At 72.8% G+C, this 19,843-nt stretch carries 16 protein-coding genes; 5 read left to right on the top strand and 11 right to left on the bottom strand.

Translation table 11 applies throughout. The annotated features are described in order from the left end of the window. Positions 1–88 precede the first annotated feature (88 nt). Positions 89–1,057, bottom strand: a complete 969-nt coding sequence (locus ABZX96_RS18855) for an acetylxylan esterase (RefSeq protein ID WP_355545704.1) — start codon at positions 1,055–1,057, stop codon at positions 89–91. Positions 1,058–1,540: 483 nt separating this feature from the next. Here ABZX96_RS18855 and ABZX96_RS18860 point away from each other — a divergent pair, with 483 nt between their 5' ends. Then, entirely contained in the window at positions 1,541–2,101 is a 561-nt protein-coding gene (locus ABZX96_RS18860) for a hypothetical protein (RefSeq protein ID WP_355545706.1), read from the top strand. Positions 2,102–2,296: 195 nt separating this feature from the next. On the opposite strand, the gene ABZX96_RS18865 is transcribed toward ABZX96_RS18860, so the two are convergent. From ABZX96_RS18865 to mmuM, 4 genes are all read right to left on the bottom strand, one after another. Then, positions 2,297–3,130, bottom strand: coding sequence for an amino acid ABC transporter ATP-binding protein (locus tag ABZX96_RS18865; RefSeq protein WP_355545760.1), 834 nt, complete (start codon positions 3,128–3,130; stop codon positions 2,297–2,299). Between the two features lie 8 nt (positions 3,131–3,138). Then, positions 3,139–3,924 carry an amino acid ABC transporter permease gene (locus tag ABZX96_RS18870; protein WP_355545708.1) on the bottom strand — a complete coding sequence of 262 codons (786 nt, stop codon included), beginning with the start codon at positions 3,922–3,924 and terminating at the stop codon, positions 3,139–3,141. A 164-nt stretch (positions 3,925–4,088) separates the two neighbouring features. Then, entirely contained in the window at positions 4,089–4,886 is a 798-nt protein-coding gene (locus tag ABZX96_RS18875; protein WP_355545710.1) for an ABC transporter substrate-binding protein, read from the bottom strand. Between the two features lie 286 nt (positions 4,887–5,172). Beyond that, the gene (gene mmuM / locus ABZX96_RS18880) at positions 5,173–6,093 is read right to left on the bottom strand and encodes a homocysteine S-methyltransferase (RefSeq protein ID WP_355545712.1); all 921 of its coding nucleotides are present in this window, start codon (positions 6,091–6,093) and stop codon (positions 5,173–5,175) included. A gap of 452 nt (positions 6,094–6,545) precedes the next feature. On the opposite strand from mmuM, the gene ABZX96_RS18885 reads away from it, so the two are divergent. Beyond that, positions 6,546–7,538, top strand: a complete 993-nt coding sequence (locus ABZX96_RS18885; protein WP_355545714.1) for an alpha/beta hydrolase — start codon at positions 6,546–6,548, stop codon at positions 7,536–7,538. A gap of 149 nt (positions 7,539–7,687) precedes the next feature. Here the strand turns inward: ABZX96_RS18885 and ABZX96_RS18890 are convergent, their stop codons facing one another. From ABZX96_RS18890 to ABZX96_RS18900, 3 genes are all read right to left on the bottom strand, one after another. Continuing rightward, positions 7,688–8,560 (bottom strand): YceI family protein, encoded by an 873-nt coding sequence (locus ABZX96_RS18890; protein WP_355545716.1) that lies wholly within the window; start codon positions 8,558–8,560, stop codon positions 7,688–7,690. A gap of 453 nt (positions 8,561–9,013) precedes the next feature. Beyond that, positions 9,014–10,561, bottom strand: a complete 1,548-nt coding sequence (locus ABZX96_RS18895; protein WP_355545718.1) for an SWF or SNF family helicase — start codon at positions 10,559–10,561, stop codon at positions 9,014–9,016. A 68-nt stretch (positions 10,562–10,629) separates the two neighbouring features. After that, the gene (locus tag ABZX96_RS18900; RefSeq protein WP_355545762.1) at positions 10,630–13,806 is read right to left on the bottom strand and encodes a DEAD/DEAH box helicase; all 3,177 of its coding nucleotides are present in this window, start codon (positions 13,804–13,806) and stop codon (positions 10,630–10,632) included. Between the two features lie 409 nt (positions 13,807–14,215). Between ABZX96_RS18900 and ABZX96_RS18905 the strand changes: the two genes are divergently transcribed. Further along, positions 14,216–14,398, top strand: a complete 183-nt coding sequence (locus tag ABZX96_RS18905; RefSeq protein WP_355545720.1) for a hypothetical protein — start codon at positions 14,216–14,218, stop codon at positions 14,396–14,398. A 481-nt stretch (positions 14,399–14,879) separates the two neighbouring features. Here ABZX96_RS18905 and ABZX96_RS18910 read toward each other — a convergent pair whose 3' ends face one another. After that, positions 14,880–15,221 (bottom strand): hypothetical protein, encoded by a 342-nt coding sequence (locus ABZX96_RS18910; RefSeq protein ID WP_355545722.1) that lies wholly within the window; start codon positions 15,219–15,221, stop codon positions 14,880–14,882. 413 nt (positions 15,222–15,634) lie between these two features. On the opposite strand from ABZX96_RS18910, the gene ABZX96_RS18915 reads away from it, so the two are divergent. Further along, positions 15,635–15,820, top strand: a complete 186-nt coding sequence (locus ABZX96_RS18915) for a hypothetical protein (RefSeq protein WP_355545724.1) — start codon at positions 15,635–15,637, stop codon at positions 15,818–15,820. 449 nt (positions 15,821–16,269) lie between these two features. On the opposite strand, the gene ABZX96_RS18920 is transcribed toward ABZX96_RS18915, so the two are convergent. Continuing rightward, positions 16,270–16,917, bottom strand: a complete 648-nt coding sequence (locus ABZX96_RS18920; RefSeq protein ID WP_355545726.1) for a class I SAM-dependent methyltransferase — start codon at positions 16,915–16,917, stop codon at positions 16,270–16,272. Positions 16,918–16,985: 68 nt separating this feature from the next. Continuing rightward, positions 16,986–18,485 carry a cytosine permease gene (locus ABZX96_RS18925; protein WP_355545728.1) on the bottom strand — a complete coding sequence of 500 codons (1,500 nt, stop codon included), beginning with the start codon at positions 18,483–18,485 and terminating at the stop codon, positions 16,986–16,988. Positions 18,486–19,294: 809 nt separating this feature from the next. On the opposite strand from ABZX96_RS18925, the gene ABZX96_RS18930 reads away from it, so the two are divergent. Further along, entirely contained in the window at positions 19,295–19,840 is a 546-nt protein-coding gene (locus ABZX96_RS18930; RefSeq protein ID WP_355545764.1) for an ATP/GTP-binding protein, read from the top strand. The last annotated feature ends 3 nt before the right edge of the window (positions 19,841–19,843 follow it).

Consider the following 19,843-nt stretch of genomic DNA (forward strand, 5'->3'; position numbering starts at 1 on the left):
GACGAACGGGGACGGGGAACGGTGGCACCAGTGGCACGGCGGCATCCGTGGCGCGGTGGCATCCGTGGTACGGCCGCGTGGCGGCTCGTCAGGCGAACAGTTCGCGGAGGAAGGAGATCTCCGCCGCGCGCTGGTGCCCGCCCCCGCCCTCGTGGCCGTTGAAGGGCCACACCTTCAGGTCCTTCGGCGCGCCCGCGTAGTGGTGGTACGCGGCGAAGCCGGTGGAGGGCGGCGTCACCGGGTCGCGCAGCGCCGTGCCGAACAGCGCGGGGGCGTGCGCGCGGACCGCGAAGTTCAGCCCGTCGAAGTGGTCGAGCGTGTGCAGCGCGGCGTCCACCAGGGTGCGCTGGCCGGCGAGGAACTGGACGAGTTCGCCGTACGGGCCGGCCTCGGTGATCTCCAGGGCGCGCCGGGCGTGGGTCAGGAACGGGACGTCGACGAGCGCGGCGGCCAGGTCCGGCACCAGGCCCGCCACCGCCAGCGCTGCCCCGCCGCCCTGGCTGCGGCCCGCGGCCACGACCCGCCGCGGGTCGACCGCAGGGTGACCGCGAGCGGTTTCCACGGCCCGTACGGCGTCGGTGAACAGGCGGCGGTAGTAGTAGTCGTGCGGGTCGAGCAGACCGTGTGTCATTTTGCCGGGGACGCCCGGGTGGAGGGCGGCCACCGGGTCCGGGGTGTCCCCGGGGCGGTTGGGCCCGCTCTGGCCGCGGGTGTCCATGACCAGGGCCGCGTACCCGGCGCTGGGCCACAGCAGCCACTCGTGGACGTGCTGCCGGCCGCCGCCGTAGCCGATGTACTCCACGACACAGGGCAGCGGCCCGGTGGCCGAGCGGGGCACCAGGAACCAGCCGCGGACGCGGTGCCCGCCGAACCCGGAGAACTCCACGTCGTACGTCCGCAGCAGCGACAGCCCCGCGTCGGTCTCGGTGAACCGGGCGTCGAGGTCGTGCGCCCGGGCCTCGTCCAGCGTGCGCTGCCAGAAAGCGTCGAATCCGTCGGGTTCGGGGGGCTCCGGGCGATAGGCACGGAGCTCGTCGAGGGGCATGTCGAGGAACAAGGGGCCCTCCTGGTCGGCGGGCGCGGGCGATCAGGCATCATCGACCACGCTGGTTGCGTGCCGTCTCGGCGCGGTTTTGTTCCAGCTTGGTGACCGGACTCCCCATGGACATGCAGAGAGGCGATCATTTCAGCCATGAGCTTTCCTCCGCCTCCACCTCCGTCCAACCAGCCTCCCCAGCCGCCGCCGGGCGGCTTCCGCCCGCCCGGCGGCGGGTACGGCCCGGGAACGCCCGGCCAGGAGGGTTACGGCCAGGGCGGCTACGGACCCGGTGGCTACGGCCAGGGCGGGTACGGCGGCCCGCCGCCCGGTAACCAGCCCGGCGGCTTCGGACCTCCTGGCGGCTTCGGTCCGGGCGGGCCGGGCGGTGGGTACGGTCCCGGAGGCCCTGGTGGTCCGGTCGGTCCAGGGGGTCCGGGCGGCCCCGGCGGGTGGCCCCCGCCGCCTCCCGGGGGTCCGGGCGGGTCCTCCAACGGCAAGAAGGTGGCGGCGATCATCGCCGGCGGCGCGGTGGCGCTCGCGGCCGTCGTCGGCGTCATCGTCGTGGCCACCTCCGGTGGCGACAAGGGCAACCAGGGGGACGGGCCCCATCCCACCCCCAGCCCCTCGTCGTCCAGTGAGACGCCGACCGCGTCCCCGACCCCGGCGGACGACCCGTTCGAGAGTAATTCGCCGAGCCCCACGGCCACCGACCGGAAGATACCGTTCTTCCAGATCAAGAAGGGCGACTGCTTCAATCTCCCGGTGGGCGGGGGCGGCACCAACGAGGTCAAATCCTGCTACAGCCCGCACGATGCCGAGGTGGTGGCCACGCACCAGCTCACCGGCAGCTACACCACCAGCTCGGAGATCCAGGAGCAGGCGTCGTCCCTGTGCCGGCTGGACTGGCAGCTGGCCGTCAAGCGGCAGCCCCCGGGCACGGCCGAGGGCACGTACGTGCAGTTCCCGAAAATCAGCGGTTACAACATGGGCATCAAAACGGTCAGCTGCAGTCTGATCGGCAACCGGACCAACACGAAGAAGCTGACCAAGCCGCTGTCGTAAACCCTGCCCGGCCGGTCCTTCGGGGCCGGCCGGCGCGGTCGACTCCTGAAGGCCGTGGGGCGGGACGTCGTTTCAAGCCCGTCCGGGGGCCTCGTTTCGAGCCCGTCCGGGGGTCTCACTTCAAGCCCGTCCGGCGAGGACAACGCCCCCGGCGTTCTCCGGCACCCGGAACGACCCCGCGCCCCCGGCCGCCCCTCAGCGCTCCGCCCCCTTGTCGTACGGCCCCACGTCCGGCACCTCGCCCACCTCGGCAGCCGCCGGGTCCAGCACCCGCGCCAGGAACGTCCGGGTCCGCTCGTGCCGAGGGTTGCCCACCACCTGGTCCGGCGGCCCCTCCTCCACGATGACGCCGCCGTCCATGAACACCACCCGGTCGGCCACCTCCCGCGCGAAGCTCATCTCGTGCGTGACGACCAGCATGGTCATGCCGTCCTGGGCCAGGCTCCGCATGACCGCCAGCACGTCCCCGACCAGCTCCGGGTCCAGTGCGGAGGTCGGCTCGTCGAAGAGCATCAGCTCCGGTTCCATGGACAGCGCCCGGGCGATGGCCACTCGCTGCTGCTGACCGCCCGAGAGCTGCGCCGGATAGGCGTCCTCCTTGTCGCCGAGCCCCACGCGCACCAGGTTGGCGCGGGCGATCCGAACGGCTTCCGTCTTGTCGCGGCCCAGGACGCGCCGCTGGGCGATCGTCAGATTCTTCAAAGCGGTCAGATGCGGAAAGAGGTTGAACGACTGGAAGACCATCCCGATCCGGCGCCGCACCACGTCGATGTCCACGTCCGGGTCGGTGACCTCCGTGCCCGCCACCACCACCCGCCCCGCCGTCGGCTCCTCCAGCAGGTTCACACAGCGCAGCAGCGTCGACTTCCCCGAACCGGACGGGCCGATGACGCACACCACCTCGCCGCGCTCCACCGAGAAGTCGATGCCCTTGAGCACCTCCAGCTCGCCGAACGCCTTGTGCAGGTCCCTGACCTCGATCGCCGGTCCCTCGTGCACGCCGCCCCCCGGGACGCTCGTACCGTCCAGCACGCCGCTCACCGGGCCCGCGCCGTACGGGCTTCGAGCCGCCGCACCAGGTGGCCCAGCGGAAGAGTGATGACCAGATACAGCAGGCCCGCGATCAAGATGGGGGTCAGACTGCGTTCCTGATTGAGCGCGGTCCGACCGAACTTGGCCAATTCGTACTGGTCCAGCGACAGACCGAGCAGATAGATCAGGGAGGAGTCCTTGGTCAGCAGGATGAGTTCGTTCGTCAGCGGCGGCAGCACGATCCGGAACGCCTGCGGGATCACGATCGAGACCATCGCCCGGCCGTGCGACATCCCCAACGAGCGCGCCGCCTCCGTCTGCCCTTTGGGTACCGCCTGGATGCCCGCCCGGATGGTCTCGGCGATGTAGGCGGCACCGACCAGGCCGAGGGCGAGCGTGACGGTCACGTAGATGGTCAGCGACACCTGGAAGGCCAGGGGGACGCCGAACCCGAGGGTGATGAAGACCAGCAGGGCCGGGATGCCGCGGAAGAACTCGATGTACGCCACGGCCAGCCACCGGTAGGGCGGCACCGACGACAGCCGCATCAGGGCCAGCACCAGCCCCAGCCCGAGGCCGAAGGCGAAGCCGAGCACGGTGTAGACGACGGTGTTGACCAGGGCGACGGTGATGATGTCCGGGAACTGGTTCTTGGCCGCCTCGGCGTCGAAGAACGCCCGGCGGATCTCACCCCAGTCCGTGAGCAGGGCGAGCACGGCCACCGCGGCGACCAGGACCGCGTACTGGACGCCGCGGATCACGCGGGCCCGCCGGCGACGGGACATGGCCATCTGTGCGCAACTCCTCGGCTCGGCGGACGGGGGAGACACGGCCCGCGGCGCGGCGCGCGCACGGGGTCGGGGTGGGGGTCGTGGTCGTGGTCGGGGGAGTCGACCGGACGCGCCCGGGGTTCCCTAAGGGGAGCGCCTGGGGGCCAGGCGCGGCGATCGTTCCGTCACTGTTTCGGCGCGGTGCCGAACCACTTCTTGTAGATCTTGTCGTAGGTGCCGTCGGACTTGGCTTTCCTCATGACGTCATTGACCGTCCTACGGAGCGCGTCGTTGCCGGTGCGCACCCCGAAGCCGTACTTCTCACCGGTGCTGAAGTCCGCGGTCACCTGGGTGTCCGGGTTCTTGCGGACGAAGTCGTAGAGCACGCCGTTGTCGTTGATGCCCGCGTCGACGGTGCCGCCCTTGACCGCGTTGAGCAGCAGCCCGAGATCCTCGAACTGCTTGAGGCGCACGCCCTGGGCCTTCTTCTTGGCGTACACCTCTCCCGTCGTACCCTGCTGCACGCCGAGCACCTTCCCCTTGAGGTCGGCCAGCGACTTGTACGGCGCGCCCTTCTTGGTCAGCAGGGACTGGGTGGCGGTGAAGTACGGCTCGGAAAAGTCGAAGTTCTTCTCGCGCGGGGCGGTGATCGTCATGCCGGCCGCGGCCACGTCGCACTTGTTGGAGTTCAGGTCCTCACCGGACTGGATCCCCTCGAAGGGGGTGTCCACGATCTCCTGCGTGACCTTGAGCTTCTTGGCCACCAGATCGATCAGGTCCACATCGAACCCGACCACTTTGTCGCCCTTCTTCACCTGAAAGGGCTCATAGGGAAGCTGCGTGCAGGTCTTGAGCTTCCCGGCCTCGACGAGCGAGATCTTCTCGCCACCCGAGCCGGTGGTCTTGGTGCTGGCGCACCCCGCCAGGACGGCGACCACCGTGACGACAGCTGCCGCGGCGGGCAGGGACGAGCGAGCGAACACGGAGCCTCCTGGACGCGATCGGCACCAACACCATCTGGCCAGTGGGGAGTTGGTCGCATCGTGCCACCGGCGGCGGTCCCTGTCGCCGCCGGTTGCGTTGCGACCGCGTAACGACACCGGCGCGCCACGGGGCGCGTTACTGGCGGGTGCGTTACCGGTAGGCGCTTCATCGGCGCGCGGCCCCTCCCCGCCGATGAGGAGGCGCGGCTGAGGGGTACTGACGGGGCGTGCACCGTCCGGGCTTCATCCCGCGCGGCCTGCCGGTCCCGCGTCCGCCGTTCGGGGCTCAGGCCCCCAGCCGCCCCGCCACCTCCGCGACCGTCTCCGGGCCCACCCGGCAGCAGCCGCCCACCAGGCGCGCGCCCGCCGCGGTCCAGCCCGCCACGAGGTCCGCCGTGAAGGTCGCCGGCCCGCACCACGCACGGGCCCGCGCGTCCCACCGCTCCCCGCTGTTCGGGTAGACCACCACGGGCTTGCCCGTCACCCGCGCCGCCAGTTCCACCGCCGGGCCGGCGTCCTCGGGGGCGCAGCAGTTCACGCCGACCGCGATCACCTCGTCCGCGTCGGCGGCCAGTGCGAACGCCTCCTCCAGCGGCTGCCCGGCGCGGGTGCGCGCACCGGCGACGCTGTACGAGAGCCAGGCCGGCACCCCCAGCCCGCGCACCGCCCGGAGCAGGGCGCGGGCCTCGTCCGTGTCCGGCACCGTCTCCAGCGCCAGCGCGTCCGGCCGCGCCGCGGCCAGCGCCGCCAGCCGCGGGCGGTGCCACCGCTCCAGCTCCGCCACCGTCAGGCCGTAACGCCCCCGGTACTCCGAACCGTCCGCGAGCATCGCCCCGTACGGACCCGCCGAGGCCGCGACGTACAGCGGCCCGGTCACCCCGCGGGCCTCCGCCCGGCGTGCGGCCTCGCGGGCCAGCGCCACGCTGCGGCCCAGCAACGCGGCGGCCTCCTCCGGGCCGACGCCCCGCCGGGCCAGGCCCTCGAAGGTCGCCTGGTAACTGGAGGTGATCACGACCCGTGCGCCCGCCTCGTAATAGGCGAGGTGCGCCCGCACCACCGCTTCCGGGTCCTCGGCCAGCAGCCGCGCCGACCACAGCTCGTCGGTCAGGTCGTGCCCGGCGGCCTCCAACTGGTTGGACAGCCCGCCGTCCAGGACCAGCGGGCCGGTGGTGAGGGCGGCGGCGAACGGGGGAGGGGCGGCAGACATGGCGCGGGACCTTCCTGGGCTGGTGGCGGGCTCGGGGGCAGGCATGACGAGGACGCACGGGGAGGACGCGCGTGTTCCCCCTCCTGACGATCTTGAGGCCATGCCGTCCCACCGTCCATGAAAGACCGTCCATGAACGGCCGACGACGAACGGCCGGCCACGAACGGCCGGCCACGAACGGCCGGCCACGAACGGCCGGCCACGAACGGCCGGCCACGAACGGCCGGCCACGAAAGACCGACCACGAAAGATCCACCTCAACGGGCCGGGCGCGACCACCGATCAGGCGGACGGACCGCCGCCGCCCATCCTTTGCCGTCCCGGCAAACCCCCTCCGGACCCCTCCGCCCGGCGGCGCATGATCGAACGCGAAGTCGTCGGCCCGGAACCCACCCGTACGCGCGGGTGGCGCACCCGGCGCCGGCGGACCGATCGACAGCCGTGGAGGATTCATGTTCCAGCCCACCCAGGTCACGGACGGCGGCACCCACCGCCTGGTCCCCACCCCCGCCGGCCGGACCCACCTGGTGGAGCAGGGAACCGGTCCCATCGTGCTACTGGTGCACGGTTTCCCGGAGTCCTGGTACTCCTGGCGCCACCAACTGCCGGTACTGGCCGCGGCCGGGTTCCGCGCGGTCGCCATGGACGTGCGCGGTTACGGACGTTCCAGCAGGCCCGAGCAGGTGGCCGCCTACCGGATGCTCGACCTGGTCGAGGACGCCGTCGCCGTGGTGCGCGCGCTCGGCGAGGAGACCGCGGTGATCGTCGGACACGACTGGGGCGCCAACATCGCCGCGCACTCCGCCCTCCTCCGGCCGGACGTCTTCCGCGCGGTCGGCCTGCTGAGCGTTCCCTACGCGCCGCCGGGCGGCCCCCGGCCCGGTGAGGTGTTCACGCGGATGGGCGGGGACGAGGAGGAGTTCTACGTCTCCTACTTCCAGGAGCCCGGCCGGGCCGAAGCGGAGATCGAACCCGACGTGCGCGGCTGGCTCGCCGGTTTCTACTCCGCCTTCTCCGGCGACACCATGCCCGCACCCGGCGCCCCGGACCCGCACTTCCTCAGCCGCGGCGGGACGCTGCGCGACCGGTTCCCCGTCGGCCGGTTGCCCGGCTGGCTCGGCGAGAACGACCTCGACGTCTACGCCGGGGAGTTCGAGCGGACCGGCATGAGCGGCGCGCTCAACCGCTACCGCAACATGGACCGGGACTGGGAGGACCTCGCCGACCACCGCGGACGGCCCCTCACGCAGCCGTCCCTGTTTGTCGGCGGAGCCCTGGACGCCTCCACCACCTGGATGGCCGAGGCGATCCGGGCATACCCCGTCACCCTGCCCGGCCTGGTCTCCTCGCACGTTCTCGACGGCTGCGGCCACTGGATCCAGCAGGAACGCCACGAGGAGGTCAACCGGCTCCTGACCGGCTGGCTCGCCTCCCTGCCCGCCTGATCACGGCCTGAGGGACGGCGCCGGGCGGTCGGGCGCGAGCGCGGAGCCCGTGCCCCCGGAAGGTCCGTGCCCCGGGAGGTCCCTACCCCCGACGAGGTCCGTGCCCCCGGGAGGTCCCTACCCCCGACGAGGCCCGTGCCCCCGGAAGGTCACTGCTTCTGGGTGGCCTGGATGTCCAGTTCGACGCGGATGGTGGCGCCGATGGCCGCGATCCCCCGGGACAGCATCTTGCGCCAGTCCAGCGTGAAGTCCTCGCGGTGCAGTTCGGTGGTGGCGGTGCAAGCCGTCCGGGTCTCGCCCGCCATGCCGGTGCCGATCCCCAGGTAACGGGTCTCCAACTGGACGGACCGGCTGACGCCGTGCAGGTGCAGCACGCCCTGCACCGTCCAGCGGCTGCCGCCCTTGGGGACGAACCGCTCGCCGGAGAACTGGAGGTACGGATAGCGCTCCACGTCCAGGAACTCGGCCGAGCGCAGGTGGTCGTCGCGCATCTTGACGCCCGAGTCGATGCTCGCCGCGTCGATGGTCACCTCGACCCGCGAGTCCCGCATGTCCGGAGCGATCCACAGGTCGCCCTGGAAACGGTTGAACCGGCCGTGGATCGCCGCCAGCCCGATGTGCCGGGCGGTGAAGCGGACCGAGCTGTGGTCCGGGTCGATCTGCCAGTTGCCGGGCGTCGGCATCGGCGCCACGGGCGCGGGCTCCAGCACGAACGGCTGCTCCACCGTGCGTTCCCCCTGCGCGACCGGACTGCTCAGCCGCCGCGGACGGAACCCGTCCGCGGTCACCACGACCTGGTACTCGGCGGGCGTCAGCGTCGCGGAGAACCTGCCGTTCGGATCGGCCTGACCGCGCATCACCTCCTGGCCCGCCGGATCCCGTACCGATATCTCCGCACCGGCCATCGGCAGGCCGACGGGATCGTGCACCGTCAGGTCCAGCGCGCCGGCGCCGCGCGGAATGGCGGCGGGGGCGCTGTGGGACGAGCGGTCACGAAGACGGTGCAGGAAGGCGAGCGCCATGGCAGGACAGGGCCTCTCGGTCAGTTAGGGCCAAACAGGTGCATCTCCATCTTTCCATTGGTCCAGACCTCTTTCGCACGCCGACGCTCCGGCGCCGGGGAAACGGAAACGTGACATGCGTCGCATCGTGCGAAAAGTGGTCGCAAAGTGGGGTGGGGGTGGGGCGGCTCTTGAGGACGATCCGGGGGCGCGGGTGTGCGGGCGCGGAGGCGGCCGGGGACGGGGGCGAGGTGGGCGCAAGGTGGGCGCGAGGTGGGCGGAGGGATACGGGGCGGGCCCCGGGGGCGAGGCGGGCGAAGGGGCGGGCCCCGGGGCCTGAGGGCGGGAGCGGGGCGGACCGGCGCCGCGTTCCCCGCTCGACTGCCGCCCCGGACAACCCCCGCCCCGACGTCGGCTTCAGCCTTCCGCCCCAGCCTTCCGCCTCAGTCCAGCCCTCCGCCTCTGCCCTCCGCCTCAGCCCTCCGTCACCGCCGTCGCGAACGCAGCGGCCGGGTCGTCCGCCGCCGGGCCCGCGGGCGTCCACTGGCCGCGCTCCTTGCGGTAGGGCCACCACCGGCCGTCCCGCCCGTACCGCAGTTGCGCGTCGCCGCCCACCACGGTCCAGCGGTTGCCCCGGGTCCGCAGCGCCGGGCGGGACGCGTCCCCCTCCCAGGCGGCGGCCAGTTGGGCGGTGGCGCGGGCCAGGGCCGCGGGGTCGGGCGTCCACTCCTCGTCCAGGACCGACAGCCCCGCGGCGCCGCCCTGCTCCCACGCCCGTACGGCCAGGGCCAGGCCCCGAGGGCCGCGGCCCGTCCCGTCCGCGAGCCGGACCGCGACCGCCGACGGCGGACCGGCGGCGGCCAGGCGCACCGCGTCCTGTGCCGGGGTGAGCGGCGCGGGCGGCGGGGCCTCCGGGTGCCCGGGGGACAGGGCGTCCGCCAGGAGGCGCCGGGCGCGGGCGGCGGTGTCCGCGATGAGGAATTCGAGCGCCGGGACGTCCACCCCGGGCGCGGGGGAGGCACCGCCGCCCAGGACCGGCGCGCCACCCGGTTCCGTCACCGCGGGCGGGGGCGCCGGCAGCGGGGGTGTACCGGCCCCCGCCGCGTATGCCGCGTCGGCCGGCACGCCAGGACCGAAACCGCCGGGGGAGCCGCTGACCGAACCACCCTGCGCCCCGCCCGGCTCCCGTTCCCTCTCCGCGATCCCGTCTGCCGCGTCCTCCGGCGCCTGCCCCTGGGCCAGCGCCGTGCTGCGGGCTTGGAGGTCCTCCAGCACCTCCTGCTCGCCCCGGCCGCGCACCAGCAGCAGCACGAACGGGTCCTGGTCCAGCAGCCGCGCCACCTGGTAGCACAGCGCGCTGGTGTGGGCGCAGTGGTCCCACGTCCCGCAGCCGCACTCGGGCTCCAGGTCGCCGATGCCCGGCAGGAGCTCGACGCCCGCCGCCGCCGCGTCCTCCACGAGGTGCGGCGGCATGTCGCGGTCCAGCAGCGCCGCGATGTGCCCGGCGCGGTCGGCGACCACGTCCAGGAAGCGGTCCCAGTCCGCCGCGCTCAGCTCCTGGAGCAGGATGTCGGACCGGTGAGCCGTCCCGTCCCGGTCCCGCACGACCGCGGTGATCCGCCCGGGGCGGACGGACACCGCACCGACCGCGCCCGCCCGGGCGTGCCGGCGGCCCTCCTTCACCTGCCCGCCGTCCAGCGCGGTGTCCTCCAGCGCCTGAAGCCAGGAGCGGCCCCACCAGGTCTGCGCGAAACCCCGCCCCCGCGCGGGCGGCAGCGCGGCGAACGTCCGCTCGGGCACCCCGGCCCGGGCGCTCGTACCGCGGCCGGAGCTGCTGCCGCCGTCCGCTCCGTCCTCGTCACCGTCCTGGTCTTCGAACGGAGGGTCGTACGAGGGCTCGCCCTGACGCCCCGCCCGGTCCGCTTCCCCATGCGAAGGCATGTCGTACGACTCCTCGTCCGCGTACCGCGCGTACGTCGTGTTCACCGCGTTCGTCGCATTCGCCGCGTTCGTAACGTTCACCTCATTCGTTACGTTCACTGGGTTCGCCTCGTTCACCGCGTCCGTTTCGTTCATCGCGTTCGTCTCGCTCAACGCTCGCTCCCTCGCAGCGCGACGAGGTCCGCCAGCTCGGCGTCGGTGAGTTCGGTCAGCGCGGCCTCGCCGGATCCCAGGACCGCGTCGGCCAGCCGCTGTTTGCGGGCCAGCATGTCCGCGATCCGGTCCTCGACCGTGCCCTCGGTGATCAAACGGTGTACCTGGACCGGCTGCGTCTGGCCGATCCGGTACGCCCGGTCGGTGGCCTGCGCCTCGACGGCCGGGTTCCACCAGCGGTCGAAGTGCACGACGTGCGCGGCCCGGGTGAGGTTCAGCCCGGTGCCGGCCGCCTTCAGGGACAGCAGGAAGACGGGTGTCTCGCCCTCCTGGAAACGGTGCACCATCTCCTCGCGCCGGGCCACGGGCGTACCGCCGTGCAGCGTCTGAGTGGCGATGCCACGCGCCCCGAGGTGCCGCTCCAACAGCCGCGCCATCTGGACGTACTGCGTGAAGACCAGCACGCTCGCGCCCTCGGCGAGCATCGTGTCCAGCAACTCGTCCAGCAGCTCCACCTTTCCGGAGCGCCCCGGAACCACCGGTTCCGACTCCTTGAGGAACTGGGCGGGGTGGTTGCAGATCTGCTTCAGGGAGGTGAGCAGCTTGACGACGAGTCCGCGCCGCGCGAAACCGTCCGCCCCCTGGATCTCCTCCAGCCCCTCACGCACGACGGCCTCGTACAGTCCTGCTTGCTCTCCGGTCAGTGCCACGGCCCGGTCGGTCTCCGTCTTCGGCGGCAGCTCCGGGGCGATGCCCGGGTCGGACTTGCGGCGGCGCAGCAGGAAGGGGCGGACGAGCCGGGCCAGCCGTTCGGCCGCGGCCGGGTCGGCGCCGCCCTCCACGGCCTGCGCGTACCGCCGGCGGAAGCGGCCGAGCGGACCCAGCAGCCCCGGGGTGGTCCAGTCGAGGATGGCCCACAGCTCCGACAGGTTGTTCTCCACCGGCGTGCCCGTGAGCGCGACCCTGGCCCGTGCCGGGATGGCGCGCAGCGCCTTGGCGGTCGCCGAGAACGGGTTCTTGACGTGCTGCGCCTCGTCGGCGACCACCAGACCCCAGCCCGCCCGCGCCAGTTTCGGGGCGTCCAGCCGCATGGTCCCGTAGGTGGTGAGGACGAACTCGCCGTCCTTCAGGTCGTCCAGGCTCCGCCGGCCGGCGTGGAAACGGCGGACGGGGGTGCCGGGCGCGAACCGTTCGATCTCCCGTTGCCAGTTGCCCATGAGGGAAGTCGGACAGACGACGAGAGTGGGGCCGACGGAGTCGGGGTGGCTCTGCCGGTGCAGGTGGAGCGCTATGAGGGTGATGGTCTTGCCGAGCCCCATGTCGTCGGCGAGGCAACCGCCCAGCCCCAGCGACGTCATCCGGTCCAGCCAGGCCAGGCCGCGCACCTGGTAGTCGCGGAGGGTGGCGGCGAGTGCGGCGGGCTGGACGAACGCCGCCCGTTCCGTACTCCCGTCCGGCGACCCGGCCGGGTGCCCGCCTTCCGGATCCGCGAGCCGGTCCCGCAGCCGGGCGAGCCATCCGGTGGCCCGCACCTCGACGCGCTCGCCGTCGCGGTCCTCCACCGCCCCGGTGAGCGCGGCGCCGAGCGCGTCGATGGGGGTGACCTTGTGGTCCTGCCGGTCACGGGCCGCGCGCAGTTCCTCCGGCGCGATCAGCACCCACTGGTCGCGCAGCCGCACCAGCGGGCGGTGCGACTCGGCCAGCCGCTCCAACTCCGCCCGGCTCACTTCCTGCCCGCCGAGCGAGAAGCGCCAGTCGAAGGACAGCAGAGCGTCCGCGGACAGCATGGACGGCGCCCCGGACGTGCGGTCGAACCGTCCCCGGGACGCCTCCTGCTCCTCGTCGCCGATGCTCCCGTCGCCGGGGTGCCCGCCCGCGCCGACCACGGCACGGGTGACGAGCCCACGGGCCAGATCCCGAGGCCAGTGCACCTGGACGCCGGCGGCGGCCAGCGCCCGCGACGCGGGACCGAGCAGTTCGGCGACCTCGTCGTCGGCGAGGGGGAGGGCGTCGGGCACGGGCGCGGACAGCAGAGGAGCGAGCGCGCCCCAGGCGCCGACCGCGCGCCGCAGGGCCAGCAAAGTGTCCATCCGGGCGCGCGATCCGAAGGCCCGTCCCGCGGCGGTGGATCCGGCCCACACCTCGGACGCGTCCGCGACGAGCGCGGCGTCCCCGAGGCTGTGCAGTTGCAGAACGGCGGTGAAGGTGACGGGCGGGGCGTCGTTGTGCGGGGACTGCTCGGGTAGGGGTTCCTTGGAACGGGAGCCCTTGGAAAGGGAGTCCTTGGAACGGGAGCCCTCGTTCCGTATTTCTTCGGATGGGAACTGTCCGGACGGGAACGGGAACTCTTCGGACCGGGATTCTTCGTACGGGAACCCTTCGGATCGCAATTCCTCGGAACGGGAACGCGACTCCCCGGAACGGAACTCTTCGGAACGGGATTCTTCGGACGGTGCGGAGGACGGCAGCTCGCTCCCCTCCGTCAGGCCGTTCACCTCGATCCGCAGTGAGACGCGCACCCCCGCGTCGTGTCCCGCGGCCACCTCCGCGGCCCACGCGCGCTGTTCGGGGATGTGCCGGGGCGGGTGCGCGGCGAACGCCGGGCCGCCGGTGGCGAGGTGGGCGGCGGGGGTGCGGGGCAGCCCGTCGGCCACCGCGTCGCAGAAGGCGCGCAGCAGCCGGCCGGGGTCGGGCAGTGCGAGCCGGTCGGTGTCCGGGAGCGGGACGGCGTGCGCGTACGGCGGCATGGCTGCGGCCAACTCGCGCAGCCGGGCGGTGTCCTCGGAATCCAGCGGCCCCAGCCGCCAGGCGTCGTGGTCCCGCGGGCTCAGCCCCGGCAGCAGCCGTCCACGGGCGATGAGATGGAGGGCGAGGAGGGAGGCGGCGCCCCAGAAGGCGGCGGCCGGATCGGCGTCACTCGTCAGGCGGGCCCGGGTGAGGACGGGGAGGGCGTCGGCGACGGGCAGGACGACGGCGGGGACGGTGCGCAGGACGACCTGCCGGTCCGCACCGGGCACGGCGACCGTCAGGTCTTCGGCCGCGGCGCCCTTCTCGGTGGCCGGGTGCGTGCCGTCCGGCCGCCAGAAGGCGATCCGGCCGGACCGAGGGGGATCGCCGGGCAGGAACACTGCCGCACATTGCGAGAGTTCGGAGGGAAGGACGGACGGTGCCATGGGGAGTGATGCCACGTGCCGAGGGCTCCTCAAGTTTGACTACCTGCGGCGGAGCGGCCGAGGATACAGCATGAACAAGCAAAGTGCGGCACGACTGGCCAGGGAAAGCCCAATTCGTGACCCTCGGCACCTGGTTTGTGCTCAGCGGAGACCTCGGCACACCCGTCCGCATTCGGGGCATTTCCCGTGAAAAGCCGCAGGGAAGTCGCAGAGGAGCTGCAGAGAACTCAAGAGACTCCAGAGTCGCGGAGCCCCACGCGCCCACGGAAGACCGCGCCGCCGCGCCCCCGTGTCCGCGGGTGAGGCGCCCCCAGAGCGCCGGCATCGCGCCGCATGGAACCCGCGACGCGGAAACGGCGTTCAATGGAAGACAGAGAGCGCGGCATTCGCCGCGGAAGGGACGTGAAGGATGTCCACGAGTGCGAAGGTGGCCGTCGGCGGCGTGGCGGTGGGGCTGATCCTGCTGTGGTTGCTGCCGTTGTGGGCGGTGGCGTTGATCGTTGTGGGGGTGCCGGTCGCGGCGTACCTGACGCTCGACCCCTCACAGCGGCGCAGGCTGCGGCGGATCACGCGCAAGGAAATCGGACGCTGAGCGTCCGGGCCCCTCGGCCTGAGGGAGCTGGGTGACCGGCGGTCGGTGACGTCCCCGTCAGCGGCCCCGCCGATCGTGCGATCGGCGGGTGGGGCGCCGCCTCCGGTCTGTCCGGTTCCCGCTTCTTCGGGCGCCCGTCGTGAAGCCCCACCACATCATCTGTGTGCGAGCGGGGTATGCCGGCGCCCCATCGCGGACGCATGGCACGGAGCGCGGTGGCGGGTGACGCGTTCGCGGGGCGCAGAGCGGCGCCGTGCGCGGGAGCGCGCCGCGCCCGGTCGGTGCCGCGACGCCGCGCCAAGGAGAGCAAGGAAAGAACGCGCCGGAAGCGGACACCGGACATCGGACATCGGACATCGGGAGCCGGACGTGCCCCCGTGCAACCACGCTGCTCACCGAAGCGTTTGATGCCTTATCGGGCCCAGCGTTCGGCGCGACACGTCGATCCGCTTGCCGCCGTCCCTCGGCGGTGTCGCCGCCCTCACCCCACCGGGAGGCCCAACAGGTCCCGGGCCACCGTCTGCGGGGACTGGCGGCGCTCCCGGGCCAGCACGAGTATCGCCCGACAGGCCAGCTCGTTGACGCCGAAGGCGAGCGCCTCGGGGGAGACCCACCGCGCGGCCTCGGCCCCGCGTTCCTCGTCGCCGTCGACGCAGGCCGCGACGTGGAGGGCGGCGGCCTCGAACAGGTTGTGCGGGCCTTCGGCCCGTGAAGCGCGAGTTGCTCGATAAGAGCGCCCCGACCGGTCGATTGCCGGCTTCTTCCCGGCGGATTCCATCAGTCTGCGGACGGACGCGAAGACTTCACGGAAGAAATCAGACATCGCTTCCCCCTGCCCGGCGACACACGTTCCCGATCGTCCCAGTGTGCCCGAGTCGCACGAGGCCGGAACTCCGGAGCGCGACAGGAATGGGAAGCGCGGAGGAGCCTGACGACGGGTCCGACGGCGTCCGGCGACGCGCCCACGAACGGACCCCGCGTGCACCGCCTCGGCCCGGCCCACGAGTTCGCCGGGGAGACCTCGCCGGGGAGATGGCGCGGAACTTGGGAGTCGTGTGGTTGTCGAGGACGCCGGACGTGGCGTGTGCGGGGCAGGACGACCGTTTCCACTGGTACAGGAGGGGTAAGACCCTCGGCCGATCGGAGGATCATCTGATAATCAGGCCGATCGTGCGGGGAGGGTGCGGGGGACAGAAGCTCACGTGCTGAGCGTCTCCGATGGGAAGGGAATAACTCATGCGTATGCGCATGCTTCTGACCGCCGCTCTGGCGGTCGTCGCGGTGCTGGGCGTCGCCGGCGCCGCCGGTGCCGACGGACACGGCAACCAGTACAACCACCTCGGGCCGGCCCACAGCTCCCACGACACGGGCAACGGCAACGGGAACACCTGCATTCACTTCGGCGACCAGGGGGAGGACTGAAGCCTCCCGAGCGGGGCGGCCGGCGGGTGTGCTCCGAGCGCGTGCATGCGGCACGGGTGCCGGCGCCGGCCGTTCGACGTTGTGCGAGAAGCAGTGGTAAGCACAGCACCTGCTCCGACCGTGTGGCCGGCCGCCGCGTGGGACATCGCGCGCGGCCGTACGGGCAGTGGTCGCTGTCCGTGAACGCGCCCGGCGCGGGGACGGACCGGGCCGGGTCGGCGCGGGTGCCGTAATGCTGGGCGTGGAGGTCTCCCGGGCCAGGCGGTTGGCGTCCTGAGTCAGGGCCTCCGCGCCCATGCGATTCCGCTCTCGACGACGCCGGGTCTCGGGGTACCGGGGAAGCCTCCCGGGCGCGTCATAGGGCCGACGGGCGGAGGTCCTTCCGTGACCCGCTCCACGAGACCGGCCCCCATGCCACCGCACCTGGTCAGGCACCCGGCCTGGTCTCGTCAGGACCGCCGGCTCTCCTGACGCACCGAGAGCGCCAGATAGCGGGTGTCCTCGTCCACATAGGACACCAGGTCCCAGCCGCTGCTCCTGAGGAGCGGCTGGAGGTTCGGCTCCGCTCTCAGGTCGTCGGGGGTGATCTGCTGCCCCTTACGTGCGGCGAGCGCCGCCCGTCCTACGGGGTGGAAGAGGGCGAGACGGCCACCGGGCCGGACGACGCGTGCCAGTTCGGCGAGGCCCGCCGCCGGGTCGGGCAGGTGGGAGAGGAGACCGGCGGCGAACACCGCGTCCAGACAGGCGCCGGGAAGGGGGAGCCGCGACACGTCCGCGAGCAGGAGGTGGGCGGCGCGGTGCCGGCCGGCGCGGACGGCCGCCGTCAGCATCTCGGGCGTCAGGTCGGCGCCCAGGACCGTGCCCCGCGTCCCGACGGCGGCGCGCAGCGCGGGCAGCGCCCGGCCGGTGCCGCAGCCGGCGTCCAGGACCCGGTCACCCGCGCGGAGCCCCAGTTCGGCGACGCACGCGGCGTAGGCGGGGCCGTCGTCGGGGAAACGGGTGTCCCAGTCGGCGGCGCGCGGGGCGAAGAACGCGCGGACGTCGTGCGGGTCGTGCTGCGTCCGGGAGCGCGGTTGTCCGGCGGCGGTGTCGTTCATGAGGCTCCTTGGAGAGGAGGGTTCGGTGCCGTTCACGAGGCTCTTTGGAGAGGACGGTTCGGTGCCGTTCACGAGGCTCTTTGAGGAGGGCCGTTCGGACGGCGGGCCAAGGGGGCGGTGAGGGCGTACAGGGCGCCCGCCAGGACGAGCGCCACCACCACGCCGAGGTTCATGGCGCCCAGCGTGCCGTGCCGGGCCCCGTCGGTGAGGAGGAAGCCCACGGCCGTGGCGATGTTCGGGTCGGCGGAGGTGATCAGCCCGAGGCCGACGGCGGTGCCGACCGCGAGGGACAGCACCGCCGGCCAGCCGACGCCGCGCACGGGGGCCGACGGGTGGCCCGTGTGCCGCCGACGCCACCGCTCCACCAGGAACACCGCCGTCCACGCCGCCATCGCCACACCGATGACGGACAGGAACGCCTGGAAAGTGGCGAAGAAGCTGGGCGAGACGAACAGCAGGTACCAACCGCCCACCGCCATGAGGACCCCGTCCACCAGAACGGCCAGGTGGCGGCGTATGGGGACGCCCAGCGCCAGCATCGACATGCCGGAACTGTAGATGTCCATGATCGCGCCGGAGGCGAAGCCCCCGATGGCGGTGAGGAGATAGGGAACCAGGAACCACGTCGGCAATTGGGCGGCGAGCGCGCCCACCGGGTCGGCCGCCGCCGCGGTGGCGAGCCCGGGGTCCCCGGCGTTCAGCAGCACGCCGAAGACCAGGAGCAGCAACGGCGCGAGCACCCCGCCCAGGGTCGTCCACAGGACGATCGCCCGGCCGCTGCTGTCGCGCGGCAGATAACGGCTGTAGTCCGCGCCGCAGTTGACCCACCCGAGACCGAGCAGCGTCATGGCGAAGACGACGCCGCCCACGACGGTGCCCGCGTCCCCGGAGGTGCTGCCGCTCGCTCCGGACCAGAGAGCGGTGAGGTCCACCCGATCGGCCATGAGCACCATGTAGAGGACGGTCATCACCGTGATGGCCGCCGTCAGGTACTTCTGCACCTTCATGATCAGCGCGTGCCCGAACATGCCCACCCCGACCACCGCCACCGCGGTCACCCCGAAGCACAGTGCCTGGGCGGCGGTCGTGGGCGTCTGCCCGCCGGAGTCCGCGAAGAGGCCGGGGGAGACCCGCGCCAGGATGGCGGCCCCGCCCAGAGAAGAGAGCGTCACCAGGACGGTCTCCCAGCCCACATTGGACACGTAGCTGAACAGTGTCGGCAGCTTGTTGCCGTGCGTGCCGAAGGGGACGCGGCCGATGACCATGGTGGGCGCACCCGTCCGCGCCCCGGCCACCGACACCAGTCCGACGAGCACGAAGGACAGCACGTACCCCGCGGCACCCGCGAGCACCGCCTGCCCGGGGCCGAGCCCCAGGCCCACCACGTAGACGCCGAAGGCGATGCCCAGCAGCGACAACCCCGCCGCCGACCAGGGCCAGAACAGCCCGGCGGGGGTTCCGTGGCGCTCGGAGTCCGGCACCGGGTTGATGCCGTTGCGCTCGACGGAACGCGCCGAGGTGTTGACGTCGTTCGGGGGAGCGGTCCGCTCGGGCGGCTGCTGCGTCATGGACCCATGATCCAGCACATCGGTGACAGCGGGGAACGTTTGTACGAGTCGCGGGTGAGGCCTCGGGGCGCGCGGACGCGGACGCGGACACGGAGCGCGGGGCCTGCGGTCGGACCGGTGGCGAGTGGGCGGCGGGCCTGGACGGGACGCGCGACGGCAGGCGAGCTATGCGGCACCGTTTTTCGGGGCGGTCGGGGTGGTCGGGGTGGTCGGGGTGGTCGGGGCGTGCGCGCGGCCTCGGGTCGGCGCGCGCCTTCCGTTTTCTTCCGGACGTGCGCACTCCACTGTTCGGACGTGTCAACTCCGCGACACCTGGTGGGGCGAGGGAGTACGGTCCTGGCCATGGTTTTCGGACAGATGCCATAAGGCCCGGTCGCCGGCCACCTCACGAGGGAGGCCGTCCGTTCCGTGTCGTTGATTTTCCACGCGCCCTATGACGCTCGTTTCGCGCGTCCAACGGCGTTCGTCCCGTCCGTCGTGCCGCGGGGACCGGGCCGCTTCCGATGACGGCGGCGCCGTCCGCCGCGCATCACCGTCCGACCACGTACCCCGACCACGCACCCCGCCCGCGCGCCGCGTGCCACCCTGCTTCACGCCCCCCCTTCTCCCCGACCGCTCCGTCTCTGGACGCTCCCTCCCCCGAAGGACCGCCGATGGCTCCCGCGCACGATCCGTACGGCCCGGAGACGGGCCGGGACCCGTCGCGCGGCGCGGGTCCGGCATCGAAAGGCGGGCATCCGCAACGGGGTGCGGACCTGGGCGAGGCGGCTGCCGAAGGTACGGACGAGCGCGGGCACGCCCTGCCGGACATGGCGCTGAAGATCCTGGTCGCGGGCGGTTCCGGGGCCGGCAAGACGACGTTTGTCAGGGCCGTCAGCGAGAGCCGGCCGATCCGCATCGAGGCGGTGCCCGGCTTGCTGGCCGGTGGATCGGTACCTGGCCCGCGGCGGGCAGCGCCGGGCCACGAGAGCGCCGGCCGCCCGGTGGCGGTGGTGGACTTCGGCCGGATCACCATCAGGACGGGGCTGTCGCTGTACCTCTTCGGGACACCCGGCGAGGACCGGTGCCGGTTCCTGTGGGACGAACTGGCGCACGAGGCCCTGGGCGCCGTGGTGCTGGCCGACGCCCGCCGACTGCGCGACTGCTTCCCGGCCGCGGAGTACTTCGAACGACGGACCCTGCCCTTCCTGGTGGCCGTCAACTGCTTTGCGGAAAGCCGCCCGCGCGGCGCGCACGAGATCGCCCGCGCACTGGGGCTGGGCCGCGGCACCCCGGTGGTGCTGTGTGACGCCCGGAACCGCCACTCCGGCAAGGAAGTACTCATCCGCCTGGTCGAGCACGCCGGGGGCGGCTGACCC

Origin of the sequence: Streptomyces sp. NPDC003077, from assembly GCF_040611095.1 — a bacterium.
Lineage (GTDB): Bacteria > Actinomycetota > Actinomycetes > Streptomycetales > Streptomycetaceae > Streptomyces.